A 25,904-nucleotide genomic window follows, 5' to 3' on the forward strand; every position below is an offset into this window, starting at 1 on the left:
GCGCCAGCAGGCACAGGGCGATGGGCAGCGCCCAGGAGAGGATGGGGTGGTTCACGGCTCGAAGATCTCCATCAGGGGGCGCTCGTAGCGCTGCTTGACGTGGTCGATGAGGGCCTGGCGGTCGTCCACTTCCAGCACGTGCAGCATCAGCATGGAGCGGTCCAGCGACAGTTCGGCCCAGGCCGTGCCGGGGGTGATGCAGACGATGACGGCCAGCGCAGCCAGCGCGTTGGGGTCGCGCAACTCCAGCGGGATGGTGACGAAGTCCGCCGCGTGCCTGCGCTGAGACGGCAGCAGCAGAAAGCGCGCCACCTGCAGGTTCGACCGGGTGGCGTCGGCCGCCACCGTCAGCGCCAGGCGCAGCACGGTGAGCGGGTGGCGCACGCGCACCCGGCGCGGGCGCAGCCCGGCGGTGAGTGCGGGCACCACCAGCGCCACCAGCACGCCCATGACGATCTGGCCCGCGCTGACGGATTGGTTCAGCAGCAGCCACACCGCGAACAGCCCGGCGGACAGTAGGGGGGCGGGGAACAGGCGCTTGAGGATCATTGCGCGTCCTCCGGCGCGGGTGTCACGGGGCCGGGCTTGGGCGCGGCGGACATCACCGCGTCGATGTAGGTGGCGGGCGCGTGCAGCGCGTTGGCCGTGGCCTGGGTGTAGCGGATCACAGGGTCGGCCTGGGCCGCCAGCACGGCGCAGGCACACAGCAGCACGGCAATGGGCAGGCCCTCGGCCACGCGCAGCTGGGGTGTGCCCCGGCCGGATTCGGCCCAGAAGGTGCGTATGCCCGCGCGGGTGAGGGCGATCAGCGCCAGCAGGCCGGTGGCGATGAGCAGGCCGAACAGCATCCAGCCCTGCGCCCCGGGCTGGTGGCCTGCCGACGAGCCCAGGCCCAGCGGGTTGAGCAGGGCCGTGAGCATGGCCAGCTTGCCCACGAAGCCCGACAGCGGCGGCAGCCCGGCGATGACCAGCGTACACACCATGAAGCCCAGGCCCAGCAGCGCGGCGGCGGCGGGGATGGCGCGGCCGATCAGCACCTCGTCGCTCACGTCCAGCCGCAGGCCCACGTAGGTCTTCAGGTCGGGGGCGAGGAAGGGGGCGTCGTCGTCGTCATCGTCCGGCGCGGCGTGGCGGGCGTCCTCGCTGCGCCAGCGCTCCACCAGGTCGGCCACCAGAAAGAGCGCGGCCACGGCCAGCGTGGAGCTGGGCAGGTAGTACAGCAGGCTGGCTGTCAGCAGGTTCTGGCCGAAGCCCGTGGCCGCCAGCAGCGTGCCCGACGACAGAATGGCCGCGAAGCCCGCCATGTGCGTGAGGCGCGACGATCCCAGCATGCCGATGGCGCCGAACGCCATCGTCACCATGCCCCCGCCGATGAGCCACGCACTGCCGAACAGCGCCGACGCCCCGGCCTCGCTGCCGAACAGCAGCGTCCACAGCCGCAGGATGGTGTAGATGCCCACCTTGGTCATGAGCGCGAACAGCGCGCCCACGGGCGCGGTGGCCGCGCCGTAGGCGGGCACCAGCCAGAAGTTGAGCGGCCACACCGCCGCCTTGATGAGAAAGGCCGTCGCCAGGATGGCCGCCGCCGCGTGCAGCAGGCCCCGGTCGGCGTCGGCCACCAGCGCGATGCTGCGCGCCAGGTCGGCCATGTTCAGCGTACCCGTGATGCCGTAGAGCATGGACACGCCGATCAGGAACAGCGACGAGGCCGCGAGATTGATGGCTATGTAGTGCAGGCCCGACTGCACGCGCTGCCGCCCCGAGCCGTGCAGCAGCAGCCCGTAGGACGCGGCGAGCATGATCTCGAAGAACACGAACAGGTTGAACAGATCGGCGGTCAGGAACGCGCCCGACAGGCCCATCAACTGGAACTGGAACAGCGGGTGGTAATGCACCCCCGCCCGGTGCCAGCGCGCCGCCGCGAACACGATGGACGCCAGGGCCACGGTGCTGCTCAGCACCAGCATCATGGCCGAGAGCCGGTCGAGCGCCAGCACGATGCCGAACGGCGCCTGCCAGTTGGACGCGAGGTACACGCCCATGGCGCTGGCCGTGCCCGGCTGGTGGGCCCACAGCAGCAGGGCAATGGCGACGACCAGCCCCAGCAGCGTGGACAGCATGTTGAGCGTGAGCTTCAGGCGCTGGCGCTCCTCGCGCAGCAGCAGCATCAGCGCGGCGGTGAGCATGGGCAGGGCGATGGGCGCCAGCATCAGGTGCGGCATCCAGGGCGAGACGATGTCCAGCACCAGGTTCATGGCATCTCCTGGGCGTCGTTGGAATGCGATCCGTCCACGTGGTCGGTGCCCGAGATGCCGCGCGACGCGAGCAGCACCACCAGGAACAGCGCCGTCATGGCAAAGCCGATGACGATGGCTGTCAGCACCAGCGCCTGGGGCATGGGGTCGGCATAGTGCAGCAGATCTTGCGGGCGGTTGGGGCGCAGCACGGGCTCCTTGTCGATGGCCAGGCCCAGCCGCCCCATGCTGAAGATGAACAGGTTGACGGCGTAGGACAGCAGCGACAGCCCCATGATGACCTGGAAGGTGCGGGGCCGCAGCAGCAGCCACACGCCCGCGCCGGTCAGCACGCCGATGGCGATGGCGAGGACGATTTCCATCAGGCGGCGCCTCCTTCGGCTCGGGCGGCGCGTTCGGCGGTCTCCTCGGCCAGCCGCGCGTGGTAACGGTGCCCGCGCACCGACTGGTGGGCAATGGCGGTGAGGATGAGCAGGGTCGAGCCGACCACGAGCGCGAACACGCCGATGTCGAAGAACATGGCGCTGGCGACGTGGACCTCGCCCACCAAGGGCAGCCTGAAGTGGAAGGTGTGGCTCGTCAGGAAGGGGTAGCCCACGGCGATGGCGGCCAGGCCCGTACCCAGCGCGAACAGCAGGCCGGCGGCGATCCAGCGGCGCGGGTACAGCGGCAGGTGCGCCTCGACCCATTCCGTGCCCGAGATGATGTACTGCAGCAGCAGCCCCACCGCGAACACCAGCCCCGCGACGAAGCCGCCGCCCGGCTCGTTGTGGCCGCGCATGAACAGGTAGAACGCCACCAGCACGGCAAAGGGCAGCAGCAGGCGCACCAGCACGGCGGGCACCATCAGGTAGCCCACGGCGGTGTCGGCGGCGTGGCGCGGGTTGAGCAGGTCGGTCGCCAGGTCGGCGGGCAGGTTGCGCTGCTGCTCGGGCAGGTCCATGCTCTCGCGCGCGGGGCGAAAGCGCCGCAGCAGCGCATACACGGTGAGGGCCACGATGCCCAGCACCACGATCTCGCCGAAGGTGTCGAAGCCGCGGAAGTCCACCAGCATCACGTTGACCACGTTGGTGCCGCCGCCTTCGGTCAGCGCGCGCTCCAGGAAGAAGGTGGATGTGCTCTCGGGGAAGGGGCGGCTCATCATGGTGAAGGCCAGCCACGCCATGCTGGCGCCCGCCGTCAGGGCCAGCGCCATGTCGCGGGTGCGGCGCAGTTGCGTGGTGCGCCGCTCGGCCAGCGTGGGCAGGCGCAGGCTTTCGTCGCGCTTTGGCAGCCAGCGCAGGCCCAGCAGAATCAGCACCGTGGTGACGATCTCCACCACGATCTGCGTCAGCGCCAGGTCGGGCGCCGAGAACCACAGGAAGGTGATGCAGGTACACAGCCCCGCGCCGCCCAGCAGCGTGAGCGCAGCCAACCGGTGGTACTTGGCCTGCCAGGCGGCTGCCACGGCGCAGACGATGCCCAGGCCCCACAGCAGCACGAAGGCGGGCGACAGCGGCAGCGTGCCCCGGTCGCCCAGCGTCAGGCCCTGCTTGTACAGCGGCAGCACGCCCGCGACCAGGGCGGCGCACACCAGCCACAGCATCTGCCATTGCAGGCGCTGCGTGGACAGCAGGCGGCGGCCCGCGCGCCCGGTGCGCGTGACCACGGCCAGCGTGGCCTGGAAGGCGCGCAGGCCGCTGATGCGGTGCATGACGGGCGGCGCGTCCACCTTGCCCGCGCTGCGCAGCGAGCGCAGCAGCAGGTACAGCGCAACCCCGCCGCCCAGCGCGACGAGGCTCATCACGAACGGGGTGTTGAAGCCGTGCCATACGGCCAGGCTGAACACGGGCAGCTCGCCGCCCACCACGGGCAGCGCGGCGGCGTTGAGGTACTTGCCCACCGCCCACGCGGGCAGGGTGCCCACCACCAGGCAGGCCAGCACCAGCAATTCGACCGGCACGCGCATCCAGTGCGGCGGCTCGTGCGGCGTGTGGGGCAGGTCGGTGGCCGGGGGGCCGAAGAACACGTCCACCGCGAAGCGCAGCGAATACGCCACGCTGAACATGCCCGCCACCGTGGCGGCAATCGGCAGCACCGTGCCGACGAGCGGCGTGGTGTGCAGGAACACCGTCTCGGCAAAGAACATTTCTTTGGACAAGAAACCGTTGAGCAGCGGCACGCCCGCCATGGCGGCGCTGGCCACCATGGCCAGCGTGGCGGTGATGGGCATCATGGTGCGCAGGCCCGACAGGCGGCGGATGTCGCGCGTGCCGCTTTCGTGATCGACAATGCCCGCCGCCATGAACAGCGAGGCTTTGAACGTGGCGTGGTTCATGATGTGGAACACGGCGGCCACGGCGGCCAGCGGGCTGTTGAGCCCCAGCAGCAGGGTGATGAGGCCCAGGTGCGAGATGGTGGAGTACGCCAGCAGCCCCTTCAGGTCGTGCTGGAACATGGCCGCGTAGCCGCCCACCAGCAGCGTCGCCAGCCCCGCGCCGCCCACCAGCCAGAACCACGGCTCGGTGCCGCCCATCACCGGCCACATGCGCGCCAGCAAGAAGACGCCCGCCTTCACCATGGTGGCCGAGTGCAGGTAGGCCGACACCGGCGTGGGCGCGGCCATGGCCTGCGGCAGCCAGAACTGGAAGGGGAACTGCGCGCTCTTGGTGAACGCGCCCAGCAGCACCAGCACCAGGGCCGTGAGGTACAGCGGGTGGTCCTTGACCTGCTGGCCCGCCGCGAGCACGTGGTCCAGGTCGTAGCTGCCCACCATGTGGCCCACCAGCAGCATGCCGCCCAGCATGGCAAGCCCCCCCGTGCCCGTCACCGTGAGCGCCATGCGCGCGCCGCGCCGCGCGTCCTTGTTGTGGTGCCAGTAGCCGATCAGCAGGAACGAGAACAGGCTGGTCAGCTCCCAGAAAAAGGCCAGTTGAATGATGTTGCCCGACAGCACCACGCCTGCCATGGCGCCCATGAAGGCCAGGAAGAACGAGAAGAAGCGCGGCACCGGGTCTGCGGGCGACATGTAGTAGCGCGCGTACAGCACCACCAGCGAGCCGATGCCCAGCACCAGCATGCAGAACATCCACGCAAAGCCGTCCATGCGCAGCACGAAGTTCAGGCCGAAGGCGGGCAGCCAGAGAAATTCCTGGCGGACCACGCCGCCGTCCGCGACCTGCGGGAAGTACAGGGCCGCCTGCACGGTGCAGAACAGCGCGATCAGCCCGGCCAGCGTGGATTCGGTATTGCGCGCGTTCGAGGGCAGCACTGCCGCCAGCAGGCTGCCGATGAAAGGTAGGAGGATGAGCGTGATGAGATCCATGCGCGGCCCATTTTAGAGGGCACCACCAATGACCCCACGCGGCGCGGCTGCTGCGAAGTGCGCTTAGTTTTTGGTAGCAGAGGCGGGTGGCGTGCCGAACGCCTCGCCGTTCACCGTGACCCCCTCGGCGGAGAGCCGCGCGGCGCTTTTTGCGCCCACGCCGGGTACGCGGCGGATCAGGTCGGCCCAGTCCTGGAATGCGCCGTGGCGCTGGCGTTCATCCAGGATGCGCGACGACAGACCCGGGCCGATGCCGCGTATGCCGTCGAGCTGCGCCTCGGTGGCCTGGTTCACGTCCAGCGCCGCGAACGATGCAGCGGCGTACAGCGTGGCGACGAGGGTCAGGAATTTCTTCATCACAACTCCTCGACCCGCCGCGCCGGATAGCTGTCCCAGGTCTGGCAGCCCGGGCATTGCCAGAAGTGCTGCCGCGCCTCGAAGCCGCAGGCGGCGCAGCGGTAGCGCGTCAGCGGCTTGACGGCATGCTCCAGCGTGCGCTGGATTTGGGGGTGGAACTCCTCATGCTCCAGCTTCTCGTTGGCGAGCCACTTGGCCGCGGCGGTCAGGGATCGCTCCTTGTCCAGGTGCTGCACGTAGCGCTGGCGGGCGGTGGCGCGCGTGGCCTCGTCGGCGGATTCCATCGCGACGATGCTCTCGAGCACGTCCAGCGACGGCGATTGCGCATAGTGGTCCAGCAACAGCGCATGGGCCTCGGGCGCGCGGCCCGCGGCGGTGGCGGCTTCCACCAGCAGGGGCGCGGCCAGGGGCAGGGCGGCAGGGTTGCGCTCGCCCAGGGTCTTGAGCGTTGCCAGCACGTCGGCGGGTTGACCCATGAGGCGCTGCAGCCGCGCCATGTCGATGCGGGCGCGCGCGGCGCCGGGTGCGGCGGCAATCGCCTGCTCCAGCAGTGCCTGCGCGCCGGGCAGGTCGCCCTGGGCGGAAAGGGCTTGCGCCTGCTCGCACAGGTAATGCGCCTGGCGGGTGCTGAAGTCGCCCTGGGCGTCGTCATGCATCCTGCGGGCGATGGCGGCGGCGTGCGGCCAGTCGCGCGAGCGCTCGTAGATGGCCAGCAGCGCCAGCCGCGCCTGGGCCTCGAAGGGTGTGCCTTCCAGGCGCTGCAGAGCGTCCTCGGCGCGGTCGAGCAGACCGGCCTTCAAGAAGTCCAGCGCCAGCGCGTGCTGGGCGCGCTCGCGGTCGGTGCGCGACAGGTCGCCGCGTGACAGCAGGTGCTCGTGTACGCGCACGGCGCGGTCGTACTCGCCCCGGCGGCGGAACAGGTTGCCCAGGGCGAAGTGCAGTTCGGACGTGTCCGGGTCGTTCTGCACGGCCTCGATGAAGGCGTCGATGGCCTGGTCCTGCTGCTCGTTGAGCAGGAAGTTCAGGCCCTTGAAGTACGCCTTGGGTGCGCGGCGGTTCTCGGCGCGCAGCTGGCGCAGGTCGAAGCGCGAGGCCAGCCAGCCCAGCGCGAAGGCCAGGGGCAGACCCAGCAGGATCCAGGTCGGGTCAAATTCCATGGATGGAGGGCAGGTCGGGCGGCGGGGGTGGCGCGGCGGTGGTCGCTGCAGGCGCGGGTGTAGGCGCCTTGGCGACCGCTTGCTGCGCCTTGCGGGCGGCGCTGCGGTGCTTCCACCAGCGCGGCACCATGCCCAGTGCGCCCACGATGAGCCCCAGCGCAAAGGCGGTCAGTACCACCAGCACCAGCGGCGCGCGCCACTGCGTGCCGAAGAAGAAATGCACGGTGGCGTCCTGCTGGTTGTTCAGGGCGAAGGCGAACAGGGTAAAAAAAATGGCTGCCTTGAGCAGCCACAGGAAGTATTTCATCGGTCTCCCCGGTGGTGGGGCGATTCTAAGCGTTAGCGGGTGGAATATGAATCAAATTGGCCTCTAGCGCTTACCAGATAAGCACAAGCAGCTATCAATTTTGAGTTTTTTCGTCTTCCATCTCCGCCGTGCGCCTGTCCACCGCTTCGCGCAGGGCCTTGCCGGGCTTGAAGTGGGGCACACGCTTTTCAGGGATGGCGACGGCCTCGCCGCTGCGCGGGTTGCGGCCCATGCGCGGTGGGCGGCGGTTGACCGAGAAGCTGCCGAAGCCCCGAATCTCTATGCGGTGCCCGCGCACCAGGGCCTCGCCCACGGCGTCCAGAATGGTCTTGACGGCGAACTCGGCGTCGCGGTGCGTGAGCTGGCTGAAACGCGCTGCCAGTTCTTCGACGAGGTCCGAACGGGTCATGGAGTCTTGGGGCATGGTGCTTTCCAAAGAAGAGCGGGCGCATGAAGCGCCCGCCGTTCAACCGTCAACCGGTCTTACTTTTCCGACGTGTCCAGCTTGGCGCGCAGCAGGGCGCCCAGGCTGGTCGTGCCAGCGCTTTCGCGGGCCGATTGCTGCGACAGCGAAGCCATGGCTTCCTGCTGGTCGGCGGCGTCCTTGGCCTTGATCGACAGCTGGATGTTGCGGGTCTTGCGATCGACGTTCACCACCACGGCCGTGACTTCGTCGCCTTCCTTGAGCACGTTGCGGGCGTCTTCCACGCGGTCGCGGGAGATTTCCGAAGCGCGCAGGTAGCCCACGATGTCCTCGCCCAGGTCGATCTCGGCACCACGCGCGTCCACCGACTTGACCTTGCCGGTCACCGTCTGGCCCTTGTCGTTCACCGTCACGAAGGTGGTGAACGGGTCGCCGTCGAGCTGCTTGATGCCCAGGCTGATGCGCTCGCGGTCCACATCGACTGCCAGCACGATGGCTTCGACTTCCTGGCCCTTCTTGTAGTTGCGCACGGCGGATTCGCCGGGTTCGTTCCAGGACAGGTCGGACAGGTGTACCAGGCCGTCGATACCGGCAGCCAGGCCCACGAACACGCCGAAGTCGGTGATGGACTTGATGGGACCCTTCACGCGGTCGCCGCGTTTGGTCTCTTGCGCGAACTCTTGCCAGGGGTTGGCCTTGCACTGCTTCATGCCCAGGCTGATGCGGCGCTTGTCTTCGTCGATTTCGAGAACCATGACTTCGACTTCGTCACCCAGCGACACGAGCTTGGAGGGAGCGATGTTCTTGTTGGTCCAGTCCATTTCGGAGACGTGAACCAGGCCCTCGATGCCGGGTTCCAGCTCGACGAACGCGCCGTAGTCGGCGATGTTCGTGATCTTGCCGAACAGGCGGGTGCCTTGGGGGTAGCGGCGGTTGACGCCCATCCAGGGGTCGTCGCCCATTTGCTTGAGGCCCAGGCTGACGCGGTTCTTCTCGGTGTCGAACTTGAGGATCTTGGCGGTGATTTCTTGACCGGCCGTGACCACCTCGGACGGGTGACGCACGCGGCGCCATGCCATGTCGGTGATGTGCAGCAGGCCGTCGATGCCGCCCAGGTCCACGAACGCACCGTATTCGGTGATGTTCTTGACCACGCCCTGCACGATGGAGCCTTCCTTCAGGGTTTCCATCAGCTTGGCGCGTTCTTCGCCCATCGAGGCTTCGACCACGGCGCGGCGCGACAGCACCACGTTGTTGCGCTTGCGGTCAAGCTTGATGACCTTGAACTCCATCGTCTTGTTTTCGTACGGAGTCAGGTCCTTGATCGGACGGGTGTCGATCAGCGAGCCGGGCAGGAAGGCGCGGATGCCGTTGACCAGCACGGTCAGGCCGCCCTTGACCTTGCCGCTGGTGGTGCCGGTGACGAATTCGCCGGATTCCAGGGCCTTTTCCAGGCTCATCCACGAAGCCAGGCGCTTGGCGGTGTCGCGCGACAGGATGGTGTCGCCGTAGCCGTTTTCGATGGAGCCGATGGCCACGGACACGAAGTCGCCCACCTGGACTTCGACTTCGCCCTTGTCGTTCTTGAACTCTTCCAGCGGCACGTAGGCTTCGGACTTGAGGCCGGCGTTGACCACGACGAAGTTGTGTTCCACGCGCACGACTTCGGCGGTGATGACTTCGCCCGGACGCATTTCGGTGCGCTGCAGGGATTCTTCAAAAAGGGCGGCAAAAGATTCGGACATGTGTTTCCTTGCCACAAACAGGATTCCGGCAGCACCGTTGCTGTCGTTTTTATAGCTGCTTGCGGTGGTTTTGCGGGGGTTCCGCAGGGTTTAAGTTAATGAACCACCTGGCCGTGCGCCTGACGGCGCGAAGGGGGCCGGGTGGGCCGGTTCAGCCCCGTGCAATGGTTGCGAAGGGCTGCCGCTCTTGCCACCAGTTCAATACCTGCTCGACGGCTTCATCAATCGTCAAATCGGAGTTGTCCAGGACCAGAGCGTCCTCTGCGGGCTTGAGCGGCGCAACGCTGCGGGAGCTGTCCCTTGCGTCGCGGGCTTCCAGGTCCGCGCGAAGACTGTCGATGCTAGCAGAAAAACCCTTTGAAATCAACTGTTTATAACGGCGCTCGGCGCGGCAGGCGGCGCTGGCCGTGAGATAGACCTTCAAGGGGGCCCCGGGGAAGATCACCGTGCCCATGTCGCGCCCGTCCGCCACCAGCCCCGGCAGGCGGCGGAAGCTGTGCTGCAGCGCGACCAGCGCCGTGCGCACGGCGGGCAGGGCGGAGACGCGGGATGCGTTCATGCCTGCCTCCTCGGTGCGGATGGCCTCGGTCACGTCGTCGCCGCCCAGCCGCACGTGGCCGTCCTCGAAGCGCACGGGCAGGGTCTGCGCCATCTCCGCGATGCGGGCTTCGTTCTCCGCGTCGATGGAAAGGCCCGCACGCACCGCCGCCAGCGCGGTGATGCGGTACATGGCGCCCGAATCCAGAAAGCGGTAGCCCAGCCGCTGCGCCACGGCTGCGGCCACCGTGCCCTTGCCCGAGGCCGTGGGGCCGTCGATGCAGATCACGGGGATGCGTTCGGTGGCCGCCTGGGCGACGGAAAACAGCGCCTCGAAGTAGTCCGGAAAGGTCTTGGCGACGCACTTCGGGTCTTCGATGCGAATCGGCAGCCCGGCAGGGTTGAAGGCCGCAAGCGAGAAGCACATCGCCACGCGGTGGTCGTCGTAGGTGTGGATGCTGGCGGCCTTCCAGCCCCCTGGCTGTGCAGGCGGCGTGACGCGGATGAAGTCCGCGCCTTCGTCCACCGCAGCGCCCAGCTTGCGCAGCTCGGCCGCCATGGCGGCGATGCGGTCGGTCTCCTTCACGCGCCAGCTGGCGATGTTGCGCAGCACCGTCGTGCCCTGCGCGTAGAGCGCCATCACGGCCAGCGTCATCGCGGCGTCGGGGATGTGGTTGCAGTCCAGGTCGATGGCTTTGAGCGGCCACGCGCCGCGCTCGATGTGCAGCCAATTCGGCCCGCCCGTGATGGCGGCACCCATGGCGCGCGCGGCTTCGACGAAGCGGATGTCGCCCTGGATCGAGTCCAGCCCCACGCCCTGGATTTTGATGCCTTTTTGGCCGCCAGCGCTTGCTGCAATTGAACCAAGTGCTATGAAATAACTAGCGGATGAGGCATCGGCCTCGACATGGATGCTGCCCGGCGACTGGTAGCGGCTGCCTGCGGGGATGGTGAAGCGCTGCCAGTTGTCGTGCGCCACCACGATGCCGAAACGCTCCAGCAGCGCCAGCGTGATGGCGATGTAGGGCTTGGAGATCAGCTCGCCCACCACTTCGATCGCCACGTCCTGCTGGCCTGCCGCCAGCGGCAGCGCCATCAGCAGCGCAGTCAGGAACTGGCTGGACACGTCGCCGCGCACGCGAATCGGCGCGGAAAGCGCCAGCGCAGGCACACCGCCCGCGTGGGCGATGCGCAAAGGCGGGTAGCCGTCATTGCCCAGGTAGTCGATGCGGCAGCCCAGTTGGCGCAGGGCATCCACTAAGTCGCCAATGGGGCGCTCGTGCATGCGCGGCACGCCGGACAGCTCGAACTCGCCGCCGAGCAGCGACAGTGCTGCCGTCAGCGGGCGCATGGCCGTGCCCGCGTTGCCCAGGAACAGTTTCGCAGGCGAACGCGGCGCATAGCCGCCCAGGCCAGTGATGTGTACGGTGCTGCCGTTTTCTTCCACACCACAGCCGATCTGGCGCAGCGCGTCGAGCATCACCCGCGTGTCGTCCGACGCGAGCAGGTCATGCACGGCGGTGGTGCCGTGGCTCAGGGCGGCCAGCAGCAGAACACGGTTGGAGATGCTCTTGGAGCCGGGCAGGGTGACGGTGCCCGCAGCGCCGTCGAGCGGGGGGAGGTCGAGAAATGCAGTGCTGTACATCGTTAAGGCTCCTGGCCTGAAAAACTGACGCGCTCCAGGCCAGGGCACCCGTGGGACTGGCTTCGCCAGGCCACTGGGGGCGTCCCCCTCGGGGGAAGGCGCCGCAGGCGACTCAGGGGGGTTACTTCTTCCTCTGCGCACCCATGCGCCAGTGGGCGCGGGTTTCGCTCGCCAGGGTCAGCATGTCTTCGAGCGCCTGGGCGTCGCCCTTTTGCATGGCCTGCTCGATGGTGGCCAGCGCCTGCTGGAACAGCCGGGACTGTGCGAGCAGTTCCTCGCGGTTGGCCAGCAGGATGTCGCGCCACATCTTGGGGTCGCTGGCCGCGATGCGCGTGAAGTCCCGGAACCCCGGGCCCGCCAGCGACAGGAATTCGTCGCCCGTGGTCTGGCCCGTGATGCTGTTCATCATGGCAAATGCCAGCAAATGCGGCAGGTGGCTGACGGCGGCGAAGGCGGCGTCGTGCGACTCGGGCGACATGCTGCTCACGCGGCAGCCCAGGGCCGTCCAGACTTCCTCGGCCTTTTGCAGCTGGGCGGTGAGGGTGCGCTCGATGGGGGTCAGGATGACCTGGCGACCGCTGTACAGGTCGGCCTCGGCATGCTCCACGCCCGACACCTCGCGCCCCGTGATGGGGTGCGCGGGCACGAACGAGCCCACGTTGCCCGCCAGCGCGCGGCGCGCGGCCTGCACCACGTCGGCCTTGGTGGAGCCCACGTCCATGATGAGCATCTGCGGCGTGACCAGGTGCTTGATGGCCTTGAGCGTGGCTTCGGTGGCGGCCACGGGCACGGCCAGCAGCACGATGTCGGCGCCTGCCACGGCCAGCAGGGCCGAGGGGGCTTCCACGTCGATCACGCCGAGCTGGCGCGCGCGGTCGGTGGTGGACGGCGACTTGCTGTAGCCCACCACGCGCTTGACGAGCCCAGCCTGCTTCATGGCCAGGGCGAACGAGCCGCCCATGAGCCCGCAGCCGATCAGTCCCAATTGTTCAAACATGGCGACGGCTCCTTAGGGCGAGACAGGGTAGGTGCCCAGCACCTTGTAGAACGCGCACAGGCTGCGCAGTTCTTCCAGCGCCCGCGCCACGTGGGGCTGGGCGGGGTGGCCGTCGAGGTCGATGTAGAAGTAGTACTCCCACTGGCCGGTGCGCGCGGGGCGCGACTCGAAGCGCGTCATGGACACGCCGTGGGTCTTGAGCGGCACCAGCAGGTCGTGTACCGCGCCGGGCCGGTTGGGTACCGACACCACGAGGCTGGTGCAGTCCTTGCCCGTGGGCGGCGGCGTCTGCAGCGTGTGGGGCAGGCAGATGACGACGAAGCGCGTGCGGTTGTAGGCGTCGTCCTGGATGGCGTGGGCCACCACGTGCAGGCCGTACTGCTGCGCCGCGCGCTCGCTCGAAATGCCCGCCCAGGCCGGGTTGGCGGCGGCCAGGCGCGCGCCCTCGGCGTTGCTCGATACCGGGCGGCGTTCGGCGTGCGGCAGGTGCTTGGCCAGCCAGGCGTGGCACTGCGCCAGCGCCTGTGGGTGGGCCAGCACGGCCTCGATGCCGTCGAGCGAATTGCTGGTGCGCAGCAGGTTGTGGCGCACCAGCAGGCTGACTTCGCCGACCACGTGGCAGGGCGTGTGCAAAAACATGTCGAGCGAGCGCGTGACCACGCCTTCGTTCGAGTTCTCCACACCCACCACGCCGTACTGCGCGCTGCCTGCCGCCGTGGCGTGGAACACCTCGTCGAAGCTGTTGCAGAACATCAGGTCGGCGGCGCCGCCGAAGTATTCGATGGCCGCCTGCTCGCAGAACGTGCCCTCGGGGCCGAGCACCGCCACGCGCTGGGGCGATTCGAGCGCGAGGCAGGCGGACATGATCTCGCGCCAGATGGCGGCCACGTGCGCCCCCTTGAGCGGGCCGGGGTTGGCGGTGGTGATCTTGTCGATGACCTGGGCCACGCGGTCGGGGCGGAAGAAGGGCGTGCCCTCGCGCTTCTTGACCTCGCCCACCTGCTCGGCCACCAGCGCACGCTGGTTCAGCAGCGTGAGCAGTTGCTGGTCGATGCTGTCGATCTGCACGCGCAGGCTGGCGAGGTCGGGGGAGGCTTGCGGATTGTTCATGAGGGGGCGGAATGCGCTCGGTCGTGCGATTTCAGGCGTGTTTTTGTTCAAATTCTCGCATGTAGTCCACCAGCGCCTGCACACCCGCGAGCGGCATGGCGTTGTAGATGCTGGCCCGCATGCCGCCCACCGACTTGTGGCCCTTGAGCTGCAGCAGGCCGCGCTCCTTGGCGCCTGCCAGGAAGGCGTCGTTGCGGCTTTCATCGCGCAAAAAGAACGGGATGTTCATGCGCGAGCGGCAGTGGGCCGCCACCTTGTTCACGTAGAGCTGCGAGCCGTCCACGTAGTCGTAGAACAGCTTGGCCTTGGCGATGTTGCGCTGCTCCATGGCGGCCACGCCGGTCAGCGCGCCTTCGCGCTGCGCCTTCAGCCACTGGAAGGTCAGGCCCGCCACGTAGATGCCCCAGGTGGGCGGGGTGTTGTACATGGACTGGTTGTCGGCCACGGTCTTGTAATCGAAGGCGCTGGGGCAGGCGGGCAGGGCGTGGCCCAGCAGGTCTTCGCGCACGATGACGATGGTCAGCCCCGCCGGGCCGATGTTCTTTTGCGCACCGCCAAAAGCCAGGCCCACGCGGCTCCAGTCCACGGGGCGCGAAGCGACGTGGGACGAGAAGTCGATGACCAGCGGCGCATCGCTGCCCAGCGCCTTCAGGTCGGGCAGCTCGTGGAACTCGACGCCGTGGATGGTCTCGTTGCTGCACAGGTGCAGGTAGCTCGCGCCCCGGCTGAGTTTCCAGCTGGCCGGGTCGGGCAGGGTGGTGAAACCGCTGTCCTCGCCCGAAGCCGCCACGTTCACCTCGGATGCGTACTTGCGTGCTTCTTTGTGCGACTTCTGGCTCCAGCTTCCCGTAACCACGAAGTCCACCACGCCCGCGCGCGACAGGTTCAGCGGCACGATGGCGTTCTCGGCCAGGCCGCCGCCCTGCATGAACAGGATCTTGAACTGCGTGGGCACGGCCAGCAGCTCGCGCAGGTCGGCCTCGGCCTGCTCGTAGATGGCGAGGAACTCCTTGCCGCGGTGGCTCATCTCCATCACACCCATGCCGCTGCCGTGCCAGTCCAGCATTTCGGCGGCGGCGCGCTCCAGCACCTCGGTGGGAATGGCGGCGGGGCCTGCGGAGAAGTTGTAGGGGCGGTTCATGGAATATGAATCAAATTGGCATCTAGCGCTTATGCAGCAATCGCTTATAGCTATTAGTTTGGTAGCGAAATGCTGCGGCGCAATGCGCCGCAGCCATCAAGCGTCGGGTGCGGTGTCTGCTGCGGCGTCGCCGTCGTCGGCCCCGTTGGCGTCGTTCTCCACGATGCGCTGCAGGCCGCTCAGTTGCGCGCCCTCGTCCAGCGCGATCAGCGTGACGCCCTGCGTGGCGCGGCCCAGTTCGCGGATCTCGCTCACCCGGGTGCGCACCAGCACGCCCTTGTCGGTGATGAGCATGATCTCGTCGTCCGCATGCACCAGCGTGGCGGCGACGACCTTGCCGTTGCGCTCGCTTTGCTGGATGGCGATCATGCCCTTGGTGCCGCGACCGTGGCGCGTGTATTCGGTGATGCTGGTGCGCTTGCCGTAGCCGTTCTCGGTGGCGGTCAGCACGCTTTGCGTCTCGTCCTCGGCCACCAGCATGGCGATCACGCTCTGGCCATCTTCCAGCATCATGCCGCGCACGCCGCGCGCCTGGCGGCCCAGCGGGCGCACGTCGTTCTCGTCAAAGCGCACGGCCTTGCCGCCGTCGGAAAACAGCATCACGTCGTGCTTGCCGTCCGTCAGCGCCGCGCCGATCAGGTAGTCGCCGTCGTCCAGGTTGACGGCAATGATGCCGCCCTTGCGCGGGTTGCTGAATTCGTCCAGCGCAGTTTTCTTGACCGTGCCCATGCTGGTCGCCATGAACACGTAGCGGTCGGCCGGGAAGCTGCGCATGTCGCCCGTGAGTGGCAGCACCACGTTGATCTTCTCGCCCTCGGCCAGCGGGAACATGTTGACGATGGGCCTGCCGCGCGATCCGCGCGAGCCCGCGGGCACCTCCCACACCTTGAGCCAGTACAGGCGGCCCCGGTTGGAGAAGCACAGGATGTAGTCGTGCGTGTTGGCGATGAAGAGCTGGTCGATCCAGTCGTCTTCCTTGGTGCTCGTCGCCTGCTTGCCGCGCCCGCCGCGTTTCTGGGCGCGGTATTCGGAGAGCGGCTGGCTCTTGATGTAACCCGTGTGGCTGAGCGTGACCACCATGTCGGTGGGCGTGATCAGGTCTTCGGTGGACAGGTCTTGCGCGCTGTATTCGACGATGCTGCGGCGCGCGCCCAGCTTGTGCTGGCCGAACTCCTGCTGGATGGCAGTCAGCTCGTCGCCAATGATGGTCGAGACGCGCTCGGGCTTGGAAAGGATGTCCAGCAGGTCCTCGATGACCGCCATGACTTCCTTGTACTCGGCCACGATCTTGTCCTGCTCCAGCCCGGTCAGGCGCTGCAGGCGCATTTGCAAAATTTCTTGCGCCTGGGTGTCCGACAGGCGGTACAGGCCGTCCTGGCCCATGCCGAATTCGCGCTCCAGGCCCTCGGGGCGGTAGTCGTCGGCGTTGACCACGCCGCCGTCCTCGCGCGTGCGGGTGAGCATTTCGCGCACCAGCTTGCTGTCCCAGGAACGGCTCATCAGCTCGGCCTTGGCGACCGGCGGCGTGGGCGCGTTGCGGATGATGGCGATGAAGTCGTCGATGTTGGCCAGCGCCACGGCCAGCCCTTCGAGCACGTGGCCCCGGTCGCGCGCCTTGCGCAGCTCGAACACCGTGCGGCGCGTCACCACTTCGCGGCGGTGCTGCAGGAAGACGACGATCAGGTCCTTGAGGTTGCACAGGCGCGGCTGGCCGTCCACCAGCGCCACCATGTTCATGCCGAAGGTGTCCTGCAACTGCGTCTGCTTGTACAGGTTGTTGAGCACCACCTCGGGCACCTCGCCGCGCTTGAGTTCGATCACCAGACGCATACCGGACTTGTCGGATTCGTCCTGGATGTGGCTGATGCCCTCGATCTTCTTCTCATGGACCAACTCGGCCATGCGCTCCTGCAGCGTCTTCTTGTTGACCTGGTAGGGCAGCTCGTCCACGATGATGGCCTGGCGCTGGCCCTTGTCGATGTCCTCGAAATGGCACTTGGCGCGCATGATCACGCGGCCGCGCCCGGTGCGGTAGCCGTCCTTCACGCCGTTGATGCCGTAGATGATCCCGGCGGTGGGGAAGTCGGGGGCGGGGATGATCTCCATCAATTCGTCAATGGACGCTTCCGGGTTGCGCAGCATGTGCAGACAGGCATCCACCACTTCGTTGAGGTTGTGCGGCGGAATGTTCGTCGCCATGCCCACTGCAATGCCCGCCGAGCCGTTGACCAGCAGGTTGGGCAGTTTGCTGGGCAAAACCAGCGGTTCTTTTTCGCTGCCGTCGTAATTGGGGCCGAAATCGACGGTTTCCTTGTCGATGTCCGCCAGCATTTCGTGGGCAATCTTGGCCAGGCGGATTTCGGTGTACCGCATGGCGGCGGCGTTGTCGCCGTCCACCGAGCCGAAATTGCCCTGGCCGTCCACCAGCATGTGGCGCAGCGAAAAGTCCTGCGCCATCCGCACGATGGTGTCGTACACCGCCGAATCGCCGTGCGGGTGGTATTTACCGATCACGTCCCCCACGATACGGGCCGACTTCTTGTAGGGCCGGTTCCAGTCGTTGTTGAGCTCGTGCATGGCAAACAGCACGCGCCGGTGCACGGGCTTGAGGCCGTCGCGCGCGTCGGGCAGGGCGCGGCCCACGATCACGCTCATGGCGTAATCGAGGTAACTGCGCCGCATCTCCTCTTCAAGACTGATCGGCAGGGTTTCTTTGGCAAACTGGGTCATTGGGCACGGCGGTGGCGGCAAAGGGAAATCATTTTAGGGGCAAGGCTGTGTAGCGCTTTGGCAACATATCGCGGCAATTCAGGTTTTGTCCTACGGGCCCCGGTACCCTGCCGCCGCTTTTGCCCTGTTACGTATGGCACAATCGACTGAACGCTTAGGGTGGTGGTCATCCAAAGCGTCCTGATTCGCAGCGCGGCTGCGGCTTTTTCCCCAAGAGGAGAACCATGAAGAAACTGAACAAAGTGGCGATGTTGTTTGCCTCTGCAGCGCTCGCAACCGCCGCTGGCGCACAAACCGTTGACAACTGGCGCGCTGCCGATGGCGCTACCGTTTGGAAGAACGGCACCAACGAATACTGCTGGCGCGATGCCTTCTGGACGCCCGCAACGGCTGCTCCTGGCTGCGATGGTGCCTTGGTCGTACCTGCTCCCGCCGCTGCTGCTCCGGCCCCGGTTGTTGCTCCGGCTCCTGCCGCAGCACCTGCTCCCGCCCCTGCTCCGGCTCCCGCCGTGGCCACCAAGGTGACCTACGCTGCTGACGCATTCTTCGACTTCGACAAGTCGGTGCTCAAGCCCGAAGGCAAGGCCAAGCTGGACGACCTGGTTTCCAAGGTCAAGGGCATCAACCTGGAAGTGATCATCGCCGTGGGTCACACCGACTCCATCGGTACCGACGCCTACAACCAGAAGCTGTCCGTGCGCCGTTCCGAAGCCGTGAAGGCTTACCTGGTGTCCAAGGGCATCGAAAAGAACCGCGTGTACACCGAAGGCAAGGGTGAAAAGCAACCCGTGGCCGACAACAAGACCGCCGAAGGCCGCGCCAAGAACCGTCGCGTGGAAATCGAAGTGGTTGGTACCCGCGCCAACTAATCCATCTTTGGATTACTTCAAAAAAAGCCCCGGCAACGGGGCTTTTTTGCGTCTGGGACATTTTCAATGTGGACAATCACTGGCATGAGTGAAGAAACCGTCGTCAATGCAGACCCGGCCGAATTGGCCAAATTCTCCGAACTGGCCCACCGCTGGTGGGACCCGGACAGCGAGTTCCGCCCCTTGCACCAGATCAACCCCTTGCGGCTCGACTGGATCAACGGGCTGTGCCCTCTGGCGGGCAAGCGCGTCCTGGACGTGGGTTGCGGCGGGGGCATCCTGGCGGACTCTATGGCCCGCAAAGGCGCTCACGTTACGGGCATCGACCTGTCATCCAAGGCCCTGCGGGTGGCCCAGCTGCATGCGCTGGAAGCCCAGACCAGCCAGATACAGTACCGCGAAGTCAGCGCGGAAGCCTTGGCCCAGGAGCAGCCAGCGAGCTTCGACGTGGTCACCTGCATGGAGATGCTGGAGCACGTGCCCGACCCCGCATCGGTGGTACGTGCTTGCGCTGCACTGGTCAAGCCGGGTGGCTGGGTGTTCTTCTCCACCATCCACCGTAACGCCAAGGCTTTCATGCTGGCGATCGTGGGCGCCGAATACGTGCTGAACATGCTGCCTCGGGGAACGCACGAATACGCCAAGATGATCCGCCCGAACGAACTGGCGGCCAGCTGCCGCCAGGCGGGCCTGGATGTCCAAGGCACCCGGGGACTGGAATACAACCCGCTGACCCAGCGCTACCGCCTGAGCGCGGATACCAGCGTGAACTATCTTTTCGCGACGCAGCGCACAGCCTGAGAGCATCACCCATGTTCCACGACATCCGCGCCGTGCTTTTCGACCTGGACGGAACGCTCATCGACAGTGCCCCCGACCTGGGCGCCGCCGCCGACAAGATGCGCACCGACCGGGGCCTGCCCTCGCTGCCCCTGGAGCGTTACCGCCCCATGGCGGGCGCTGGTGCCCGTGGCATGCTCGGGGAAGCGTTCGGCATGGAGCCCGACCACCCGGATTTCCCGCGCATGCGAGAGGAGTTCTTCGTGAACTACGAGTCGCGCATGACAGAGCGCACCAGCATCTTCGACGGCGTTCCCGAGTTGGTCGATCAAATCCTGCAACGCAATCTGGCGTGGGGCGTCGTCACTAACAAGGCAGCGCGTTTCACAGAACCCCTGACTCGCGCGATCCCCTTATTCGCCACGGCGGGAGCCGTCGTGAGCGGAGACACCACGCCCCACGCCAAGCCGCATCCTGCCCCGTTGCTGGAAGCTGCCTTGCGCCTGGGCCTGCCCCCAGAACAATGCATCTACGTGGGGGACGATGAGCGGGACATCGCGGCAGGGCTTGCCGCTGGGATGGGAACGGTGGCCGCCACCTACGGCTACCTGGGCGCCAAGGCCGACCCGATGGATTGGGGCGCGCATGCGGCAATTAAATCCCCCTCGGAGCTCTTGCAATTGCTTGGGTGCGCCTAAAATAGAGGGCCTGGGGCTGTCCTGGTTTCGACGTGGGTTCGGAATCGGTGTGGTGCATGTCGAGCTTGAGTCACGCTCGTAAATCTCGATTTAACAAACTAACTGCAAACGACGAACGTTTCGCACTCGCTGCTTAATTGCCAGTGAGCCTTGCAACAGTTGGCCGATGGGCTGGGCAAGGGGGTTCTGAGCAATCAGCACCTCCCGGCTGCAAGGATAATTACATGGGCTGGCTCCGATCCGGGTACCTTGGGTCGGGGCGAGAAAAAAGGGTGCTGGCGGCCTGTGTAGCGTGCGACTGCGCGACACCGGCGGCGAGATTCAAAACAGACCGCTAAACATGTAGATCTGCCCGGTGAAGGCTTACGGACGCGGGTTCAATTCCCGCCAGCTCCACCACATCAACATCCAAGGGCGTCCGCCAACATCCGGCGGACGCCCTTTCTCTTTGGGATGCCCCGTCCTGACCTGCGTTGACACATTTGCCTCCGAGAATGGGCATGTGCGATGGATACAAGGGTCAAGCGAACACAGCGCGACTACACGATGGCTTTTAAGCTGGCGGTGGTCGAGCAGGTGGAAAAAGGCGAGCTGACGTACAAACAGGCCCAAGCCAAGTACGGCATTCAGGGGCGCACGACGGTTCTGACGTGGATGCGCAAGCACGGTCGCCAGGGATGGGGGCGTACGGCATCATCGGCAGTGATGCCCATAGACAAGACCCCCAAGCCGCTGACGCCGCAGCAGCAGATCAAGTCGCTGCAGGTGCAGCTTGAGCAAGCGCAAGAGAGAGCCAAGTTCTTCGAAGCCGTGGTGGACGTGCTGAAGAAGGACTACGGCGTGCGTGTCGCAAAAAAGCCTGTGGGCAAGTCCTAGCGCAAGACCTCGTCAAGCTGCAGCAGTTCGTTCTCCGTGGAATGGCGCAGTCCTTCGCGCTTGGCGATCTCACTCCCAGTTTCAGCCACACCATCGTTGAGCAATTGTTGCCAGTAGAACGCCCGCGACAGCGCCATCAGCAAGGGCTTGTCGTGGACGGTGGCGGTCTTGGCCTTCACTTCCGCCACCGAAGGTCGCGCCACCAAGGTGCGTCCACCACGCTTCCTGATTTTGATCAGGAAGAAGGTCGTCAGCCGGATTCCGTTGCCGTCGCGCCGCTCGAGCGTGGCCGCTCAGCCCGTGGCCTTGATCTTGGGCTTGTTCTTCATACGCCCACCGCTTCCAGTTCCTGCAATTCCGCGCCGAAGCTGCCGGGCCGATGCCGCTCGGCGGGATGCAGCGTCCGCCACATTGCCGCCAGATTCCGCATCGGCAAGGGCATCAAAACCGGGTCGAAGAGCCCGCAAACCAGACGAATCGACGCTGAGCTTGCCGCATCGTGAAATCAGCTCGCCAACTCGTGTACGATGGTGCTGGATGCAGCGTTGATCAGCGGTTCCCTTGCATCCACCGTTATATCGAACAGAAAAAGAAAAGCCCGCTATCGTACTGATAGCGGGCTTTCATTGTGAGGCTTGGTAGGACGTACAAGATTCGAACTTGTGACCAACGGATTAAAAGTCCGCTGCTCTACCAACTGAGCTAACGTCCCAACCTGTTGCAGGCCACCTGGCGGGTGGTTGCAAAGCCTTGAATTATAGCGTCTTTTGCCTGCTCAAATTACTCTGCAGGTTTGCTGACCTGCCCTGACGCGAACAGGTCCCAGGTGGCTATGAACAGCGCGGCGATCACGGGACCGATCACGAAGCCCGTCAGACCGAACAAGGCCATTCCGCCCAGGGTGGAGATCAGCACCACATAGTCGGGCATCTTGGTGTCCTTGCCCACCAGGATGGGGCGCAAAACGTTGTCCACTAGGCCGATCACGAACAGGCCAAAGGCGGCGAGTACTACCCCTTGCCACATGGCGCCTGTGGCGAAGAAATAGATGGCGACGGGCCCCCAGATGAGGCTGGCCCCCACGGCGGGCAGCAGCGACAGGAAGGCCATCAGAACGCCCCACAGCACGGGCCCTTGGATGCCCAGGATCCAGAAGATCAGCCCGCCCAGCGCTCCTTGCGAGGCAGCGACCACGATGTTGCCCTTGACCGTGGCGCGGATCACGGTGGTGAACTTATCCACCAGCTGGCGCTTGTGGGAGTCTTCCAGCGGGATGGCCTGACCTATGCGCAGGGCGAGGCTGGGACCGTCGCGCAGCAGGAAGAACAGCAGGTAGAGCATGATGCCGAAGCTCACGAGGAACTGCAGCGTGTTCTGGCCGATGTTCAGGGCCTGCCCGGCCACGAACTGGCTGGCCTGCACCGCCACGGACGAGAACCTTTCCTGCAGGTCCGCGATGGACGTGAGGTTCAGCCGGTCGAGCAGGTGGGCCGCCCAGGCGGGCAGGGCGGCGATCACTTGCTGAAGATACAGGCCGAAATTGAGCTGCCCGGAGCGCATGCGCTCGTAGATGGCCGTGGCTTCCTGGATCAGCGAGAGCGTGATGGCCGTCATCGGCAGGATCACGATGATGAGGCAAATCCCCAAGGTACACAGCGCGGCCAGGGTGTGGCGCCTGGGCATGCGCTGCAGCAGCCTGCGGTGCAGGGGGGTGAACAGGATGGCGAGGATGACGCCCCAGAACACGGCTCCGTGGAACTGCCACAGGATGGCCCCGAAGGCGATGGTGACGAGGGCCAGCAGCAGCAGGAAGGCTTTGGACTGGAGATTGGCGGGCATCATGTGTTGTTGTGGCGCGGCAATGGATGACCTTGCACTGTAAGCGAGCCATGCCGTCCGACCTATGCCCTTGCATTCGGTGGCACAATGGCGGATGCAACCCCAGGCCCTTCCCAGCCACAGTCGCATCCGCCAACCGGTTCAGCCGTGTCGCGGAAGGTTTCTCAACCAGCTAATGCTTTCCCAAGGAAAGCGGAGGTCAGCGGAATATGAGCGAGACAACGTCCGTCTACCAAGCCTATCAAGGCAATACCTATCTCTTCGGCGGCAACGCGCCCTATGTCGAGGAGATGTACGAAAACTACCTTGCCAACCCCGGCAGCGTGCCCGACTCGTGGCGCGAATACTTTGACGCGCTTCAGCATGTGCCCGCGGTGGACGGCAGCAATGCCAAGGACGTTCCCCACCTTCCTGTCATCAACGCCTTCGCTGAACGCGCCAAGCAGGGCGGCACCAAGGTCGTCGTTGCCACGGGGGCCGATTCAGAACTGGGCCGCAAGCGCACCGCCGTGCAGCAGCTCATCGCCGCATACCGTAACGTGGGTCAGCGCTGGGCAGACCTCGATCCCCTCAAGCGCACTGAGCGCCCGGTAATTCCCGAGCTGGAGCCGTCGTTCTACGGCTTCACCGATGCCGACCAGGAAACCGTGTTCAACACCAGCAACACGTTCTTCGGCAAAGAGTCGATGACGCTGCGCGAGCTGATCAACGCGCTGCGCGAAACCTACTGCGGCTCCATCGGCGCCGAATACATGTATGCCACTGAGCAGAACCAGAAGCGCTGGTGGCAAGAAAAGCTTGAAAGCATCCGCAGCAAGCCCAACTTCGACGCCGACAAGAAAAAGCACATCCTTGACCGTCTGACGGCAGCCGAGGGCCTGGAGCGTTATCTGCACACGAAGTACGTGGGGCAGAAGCGCTTTTCCCTGGAGGGCGGCGAGAGTTTCATCGCCGCCATGGACGAACTGATCCAGTCTGCCGGCGCCAAGGGCGTGCAGGAGATCGTGATCGGCATGGCCCACCGGGGCCGCCTGAACGTGCTGGTCAACACCCTGGGCAAGATGCCCAAGGATTTGTTCGCCGAATTCGACCATACCGCGCCTGAAGATCTCCCTGCTGGCGACGTGAAGTACCACCAGGGCTTCAGCTCCGATGTGACCACGCCCGGCGGGCCGGTGCATCTGTCGCTGGCTTTCAACCCCTCGCACCTTGAAATCGTGAACCCTGTGGTCGAAGGCTCGGTGCGCGCTCGCATGGATCGCCGCGCCGACCCGCAGGGTAAGCAGGTGCTGCCCGTGCTGGTGCATGGGGATGCGGCCTTTGCGGGCCAGGGCGTGAACCAGGAGACGCTGGCGCTGGCGCAGACCCGTGGCTACTCCACGGGCGGCACGGTGCATCTCATCATCAACAACCAAATCGGCTTCACCACGTCCGACCCGCGCGATGCGCGCTCCACGCTGTACTGCACCGACATTGTGAAGATGGTCGAATCGCCCGTGCTGCACGTCAACGGCGATGACCCCGAGGCCGTGGTGTTGGCCGTCCAGTTGGCGCTGGAGTTCCGCATGGAGTTCCGCAAGGACGTGGTGGTGGACATCATCTGCTTCCGCAAGCTGGGCCACAATGAGCAGGACACCCCCGCGCTCACCCAGCCGCTGATGTACAAGAAGATCGGCCAGCATCCGGGCACGCGCAAGCTGTACGCCGACAAGCTGGCAACGCAAGGGCTGGGTGAAACGCTGGGCGACGACATGGCCAAGGCTTACCGCGCCGCCATGGACGCGGGCAAGCACACGGTGGACCCGGTGCTGACCAATTTCAAGAGCCAGTACGCCGTGGACTGGAGCCCCTTCCTGGGCAAGAAGTGGACGGACGCGGGCGACACCGCCATTCCGCTGGCCGAGTGGAAGCGCCTGGCTGAAAGGATCTCCACCATCCCTGAGAGCGTGACGCCGCACCAACTCGTCAAGAAGGTCTATGACGACCGTGCAGCCATGGGCCGGGGCGACATTCCCGTGGACTGGGGCATGGGCGAGCACATGGCGTTCGCGTCGCTGGTTGCCTCGGGCTACCCGGTGCGCCTGTCGGGCGAGGACTGCGGGCGCGGCACCTTCACGCACCGCCACGCGGTCATCCACGACCAGAAGCGCGAGAAGTACGACGAAGGCACCTACATCCCGCTGCAAAACGTGGCCGAGAACCAGGCCCCGTTCGTCGTCATCGACTCGATCCTGTCCGAAGAGGCCGTGCTGGCCTTTGAGTACGGCTATGCCTCCAACGACCCCAACACCCTGGTGATCTGGGAAGCCCAGTTCGGCGACTTCGCCAATGGCGCGCAGGTGGTGATCGACCAGTTCATCGCCTCTGGTGAAGTGAAGTGGGGCCGCGTCAACGGCATCACGCTGTTGCTGCCGCACGGCTATGAGGGGCAAGGCCCCGAGCACAGCTCGGCCCGCCTGGAGCGCTTCATGCAGTTGGCGGCAGACACCAACATGCAGATCGTGCAGCCCACCACGGCCAGCCAGATCTTCCACGTGCTGCGCCGCCAGATGGTGCGCAACCTGCGCAAGCCGCTGGTCATCATGACGCCCAAGTCGCTGCTGCGCAACAAGGACGCCACCTCGCCGCTGGTGGAGTTCACCAAGGGCAGCTTCCAGACGGTGATTCCCGAGCAGAACGAGGCCATCGCCAAGAAGGCCGCCAAGGTCAAGCGCGTGATCGCGTGCTCGGGCAAGGTCTATTACGACCTCGTGAAGAAGCGCGCCGAGAACGAGGCCGAGGACGTGGCGATCCTGCGCGTGGAGCAGCTCTACCCGTTCCCGCACAAGGCGTTTGCCGCCGAGCTGAAGAAGTATCCCAACGCCGCCGACGTTGTCTGGTGCCAGGACGAGCCGCAGAACCAGGGTGCCTGGTTCTTCGTGCAGCACTACATCCACGAAAACATGCTCGATGGCCAAAAGCTCGGCTACGCGGGCCGCGCCGCCTCGGCATCTCCCGCTGTGGGCTACGCACACCTGCACCAGGAACAGCAAAAGAACCTGGTCGATGCCGCCTTCGCCAAGCTCAAGGGTTTTGTCCTGACCAAGTAAGGCCGGAAACCCGAACGAACACAGAACAGAACCCCTACCGAAAG

The 25,904-nt window shown here is 65.8% G+C and carries 20 protein-coding genes, 1 tRNA gene, 1 other RNA gene and 1 pseudogene; 6 read left to right on the forward strand and 17 right to left on the reverse strand.

All coding sequences use genetic code 11. The annotated features are described in order from the left end of the window. Positions 1-51 precede the first annotated feature (51 nt). The 14 genes from QM569_RS13360 to gyrA form a co-directional block, all read right to left on the reverse strand. A complete protein-coding gene (locus QM569_RS13360) occupies positions 52-546 on the reverse strand; it encodes a Na+/H+ antiporter subunit E (protein ID WP_414987765.1) in 495 nt (164 codons plus the stop codon). Beyond that, a complete protein-coding gene (locus QM569_RS13365) occupies positions 546-2,255 on the reverse strand; it encodes a monovalent cation/H+ antiporter subunit D (protein ID WP_414987720.1) in 1,710 nt (569 codons plus the stop codon). The genes QM569_RS13360 and QM569_RS13365 overlap by 1 nt, the downstream gene beginning before the upstream one ends. Continuing rightward, on the reverse strand, positions 2,252-2,617 hold the full coding sequence (locus QM569_RS13370; protein WP_414987721.1) for a Na+/H+ antiporter subunit C: 366 nt from the start codon (positions 2,615-2,617) through the stop codon (positions 2,252-2,254). The genes QM569_RS13365 and QM569_RS13370 overlap by 4 nt, the downstream gene beginning before the upstream one ends. Then, positions 2,617-5,559, reverse strand: coding sequence for a monovalent cation/H+ antiporter subunit A (locus QM569_RS13375; protein WP_414987722.1), 2,943 nt, complete (start codon positions 5,557-5,559; stop codon positions 2,617-2,619). Before QM569_RS13375 ends, QM569_RS13370 begins: the two co-directional genes overlap by 1 nt. A 63-nt stretch (positions 5,560-5,622) precedes the next feature. After that, positions 5,623-5,916: a ComEA family DNA-binding protein gene (locus QM569_RS13380; RefSeq protein WP_414987723.1), complete on the reverse strand. Its 294-nt coding sequence runs from the start codon at positions 5,914-5,916 to the stop codon at positions 5,623-5,625. Continuing rightward, the gene (gene lapB, locus QM569_RS13385) at positions 5,916-7,073 is read right to left on the reverse strand and encodes a lipopolysaccharide assembly protein LapB (protein ID WP_414987724.1); all 1,158 of its coding nucleotides are present in this window, start codon (positions 7,071-7,073) and stop codon (positions 5,916-5,918) included. Before lapB ends, QM569_RS13380 begins: the two co-directional genes overlap by 1 nt. After that, a complete protein-coding gene (locus QM569_RS13390; protein WP_414987725.1) occupies positions 7,063-7,380 on the reverse strand; it encodes a LapA family protein in 318 nt (105 codons plus the stop codon). The genes lapB and QM569_RS13390 overlap by 11 nt, the downstream gene beginning before the upstream one ends. A gap of 94 nt (positions 7,381-7,474) precedes the next feature. Next, positions 7,475-7,804 (reverse strand): integration host factor subunit beta, encoded by a 330-nt coding sequence (locus QM569_RS13395; protein WP_414987726.1) that lies wholly within the window; start codon positions 7,802-7,804, stop codon positions 7,475-7,477. Between the two features lie 59 nt (positions 7,805-7,863). Then, positions 7,864-9,564 (reverse strand): 30S ribosomal protein S1, encoded by a 1,701-nt coding sequence (rpsA, locus tag QM569_RS13400; protein ID WP_414987727.1) that lies wholly within the window; start codon positions 9,562-9,564, stop codon positions 7,864-7,866. Between the two features lie 136 nt (positions 9,565-9,700). Continuing rightward, entirely contained in the window at positions 9,701-11,731 is a 2,031-nt protein-coding gene (locus tag QM569_RS13405) for a bifunctional 3-phosphoshikimate 1-carboxyvinyltransferase/cytidylate kinase (RefSeq protein WP_414987728.1), read from the reverse strand. Between the two features lie 121 nt (positions 11,732-11,852). Next, positions 11,853-12,728, reverse strand: coding sequence for a prephenate dehydrogenase (locus QM569_RS13410; protein ID WP_414987729.1), 876 nt, complete (start codon positions 12,726-12,728; stop codon positions 11,853-11,855). Between the two features lie 12 nt (positions 12,729-12,740). Further along, positions 12,741-13,838 (reverse strand): prephenate dehydratase, encoded by a 1,098-nt coding sequence (gene pheA / locus QM569_RS13415; RefSeq protein ID WP_414987730.1) that lies wholly within the window; start codon positions 13,836-13,838, stop codon positions 12,741-12,743. A 31-nt stretch (positions 13,839-13,869) separates the two neighbouring features. Then, positions 13,870-14,979 (reverse strand): 3-phosphoserine/phosphohydroxythreonine transaminase, encoded by a 1,110-nt coding sequence (gene serC / locus QM569_RS13420; RefSeq protein WP_414987731.1) that lies wholly within the window; start codon positions 14,977-14,979, stop codon positions 13,870-13,872. A gap of 96 nt (positions 14,980-15,075) precedes the next feature. Beyond that, entirely contained in the window at positions 15,076-17,709 is a 2,634-nt protein-coding gene (gene gyrA / locus QM569_RS13425) for a DNA gyrase subunit A (protein WP_414987732.1), read from the reverse strand. 224 nt (positions 17,710-17,933) lie between these two features. Here gyrA and ompA point away from each other — a divergent pair, with 224 nt between their 5' ends. From ompA to QM569_RS13450, 5 genes and pseudogenes are all read left to right on the forward strand, one after another. Next, positions 17,934-18,578 carry an outer membrane protein OmpA gene (ompA, locus tag QM569_RS13430; protein ID WP_414987733.1) on the forward strand — a complete coding sequence of 215 codons (645 nt, stop codon included), beginning with the start codon at positions 17,934-17,936 and terminating at the stop codon, positions 18,576-18,578. A gap of 84 nt (positions 18,579-18,662) precedes the next feature. After that, on the forward strand, positions 18,663-19,379 hold the full coding sequence (gene ubiG / locus QM569_RS13435; RefSeq protein ID WP_414987734.1) for a bifunctional 2-polyprenyl-6-hydroxyphenol methylase/3-demethylubiquinol 3-O-methyltransferase UbiG: 717 nt from the start codon (positions 18,663-18,665) through the stop codon (positions 19,377-19,379). Positions 19,380-19,390: 11 nt separating this feature from the next. Continuing rightward, a complete protein-coding gene (locus QM569_RS13440) occupies positions 19,391-20,056 on the forward strand; it encodes an HAD-IA family hydrolase (RefSeq protein WP_414987735.1) in 666 nt (221 codons plus the stop codon). A 12-nt stretch (positions 20,057-20,068) separates the two neighbouring features. Beyond that, positions 20,069-20,455: a transfer-messenger RNA gene (gene ssrA / locus QM569_RS13445) on the forward strand. Between the two features lie 108 nt (positions 20,456-20,563). Further along, a pseudogene (locus QM569_RS13450) lies at positions 20,564-20,914 on the forward strand (helix-turn-helix domain-containing protein); the annotation flags it as partial. A 14-nt stretch (positions 20,915-20,928) separates the two neighbouring features. Here QM569_RS13450 and QM569_RS13455 read toward each other — a convergent pair. The 3 genes from QM569_RS13455 to QM569_RS13465 all read right to left on the reverse strand — a co-directional run bounded on the left by QM569_RS13455 (position 20,929) and on the right by QM569_RS13465 (position 22,774). Continuing rightward, entirely contained in the window at positions 20,929-21,135 is a 207-nt protein-coding gene (locus tag QM569_RS13455; protein ID WP_414987736.1) for a hypothetical protein, read from the reverse strand. A 433-nt stretch (positions 21,136-21,568) separates the two neighbouring features. Further along, positions 21,569-21,644, reverse strand: a tRNA-Lys gene (locus QM569_RS13460). A 68-nt stretch (positions 21,645-21,712) separates the two neighbouring features. Continuing rightward, positions 21,713-22,774: an AI-2E family transporter gene (locus QM569_RS13465; RefSeq protein WP_414987737.1), complete on the reverse strand. Its 1,062-nt coding sequence runs from the start codon at positions 22,772-22,774 to the stop codon at positions 21,713-21,715. 206 nt (positions 22,775-22,980) lie between these two features. Here QM569_RS13465 and QM569_RS13470 point away from each other — a divergent pair, with 206 nt between their 5' ends. Continuing rightward, the gene (locus QM569_RS13470) at positions 22,981-25,860 is read left to right on the forward strand and encodes a 2-oxoglutarate dehydrogenase E1 component (RefSeq protein WP_414987738.1); all 2,880 of its coding nucleotides are present in this window, start codon (positions 22,981-22,983) and stop codon (positions 25,858-25,860) included. Positions 25,861-25,904 lie beyond the last annotated feature (44 nt).

The sequence above is a fragment of the Acidovorax sp. genome (assembly GCF_047607405.1).
In the GTDB taxonomy this organism is placed as follows: Bacteria; Pseudomonadota; Gammaproteobacteria; order Burkholderiales; family Burkholderiaceae_C; genus Acidovorax.

Excerpts from the sequence above, each read along its gene's own strand:
- ubiG (WP_414987734.1), top strand. The coding sequence starts at position 18,663 with ATGAGTGAAGAAACCGTCGTCAATGCAGACCCGGCCGAATTGGCCAAA.
- QM569_RS13465 (WP_414987737.1), bottom strand. The coding sequence starts at position 22,774 with ATGATGCCCGCCAATCTCCAGTCCAAAGCCTTCCTGCTGCTGCTGGCC.
- QM569_RS13370 (WP_414987721.1), bottom strand. The coding sequence starts at position 2,617 with ATGGAAATCGTCCTCGCCATCGCCATCGGCGTGCTGACCGGCGCGGGC.
- QM569_RS13380 (WP_414987723.1), bottom strand. The coding sequence starts at position 5,916 with ATGAAGAAATTCCTGACCCTCGTCGCCACGCTGTACGCCGCTGCATCG.
- QM569_RS13375 (WP_414987722.1), bottom strand. The coding sequence starts at position 5,559 with ATGGATCTCATCACGCTCATCCTCCTACCTTTCATCGGCAGCCTGCTG.
- QM569_RS13470 (WP_414987738.1), top strand. The coding sequence starts at position 22,981 with ATGAGCGAGACAACGTCCGTCTACCAAGCCTATCAAGGCAATACCTAT.
- ompA (WP_414987733.1), top strand. The coding sequence starts at position 17,934 with ATGAAGAAACTGAACAAAGTGGCGATGTTGTTTGCCTCTGCAGCGCTC.
- QM569_RS13395 (WP_414987726.1), bottom strand. The coding sequence starts at position 7,804 with ATGCCCCAAGACTCCATGACCCGTTCGGACCTCGTCGAAGAACTGGCA.
- serC (WP_414987731.1), bottom strand. The coding sequence starts at position 14,979 with ATGAACCGCCCCTACAACTTCTCCGCAGGCCCCGCCGCCATTCCCACC.
- QM569_RS13405 (WP_414987728.1), bottom strand. The coding sequence starts at position 11,731 with ATGTACAGCACTGCATTTCTCGACCTCCCCCCGCTCGACGGCGCTGCG.
- QM569_RS13390 (WP_414987725.1), bottom strand. The coding sequence starts at position 7,380 with ATGAAATACTTCCTGTGGCTGCTCAAGGCAGCCATTTTTTTTACCCTG.
- lapB (WP_414987724.1), bottom strand. The coding sequence starts at position 7,073 with ATGGAATTTGACCCGACCTGGATCCTGCTGGGTCTGCCCCTGGCCTTC.
- gyrA (WP_414987732.1), bottom strand. The coding sequence starts at position 17,709 with ATGACCCAGTTTGCCAAAGAAACCCTGCCGATCAGTCTTGAAGAGGAG.
- QM569_RS13440 (WP_414987735.1), top strand. The coding sequence starts at position 19,391 with ATGTTCCACGACATCCGCGCCGTGCTTTTCGACCTGGACGGAACGCTC.
- QM569_RS13365 (WP_414987720.1), bottom strand. The coding sequence starts at position 2,255 with ATGAACCTGGTGCTGGACATCGTCTCGCCCTGGATGCCGCACCTGATG.
- QM569_RS13410 (WP_414987729.1), bottom strand. The coding sequence starts at position 12,728 with ATGTTTGAACAATTGGGACTGATCGGCTGCGGGCTCATGGGCGGCTCG.
- pheA (WP_414987730.1), bottom strand. The coding sequence starts at position 13,838 with ATGAACAATCCGCAAGCCTCCCCCGACCTCGCCAGCCTGCGCGTGCAG.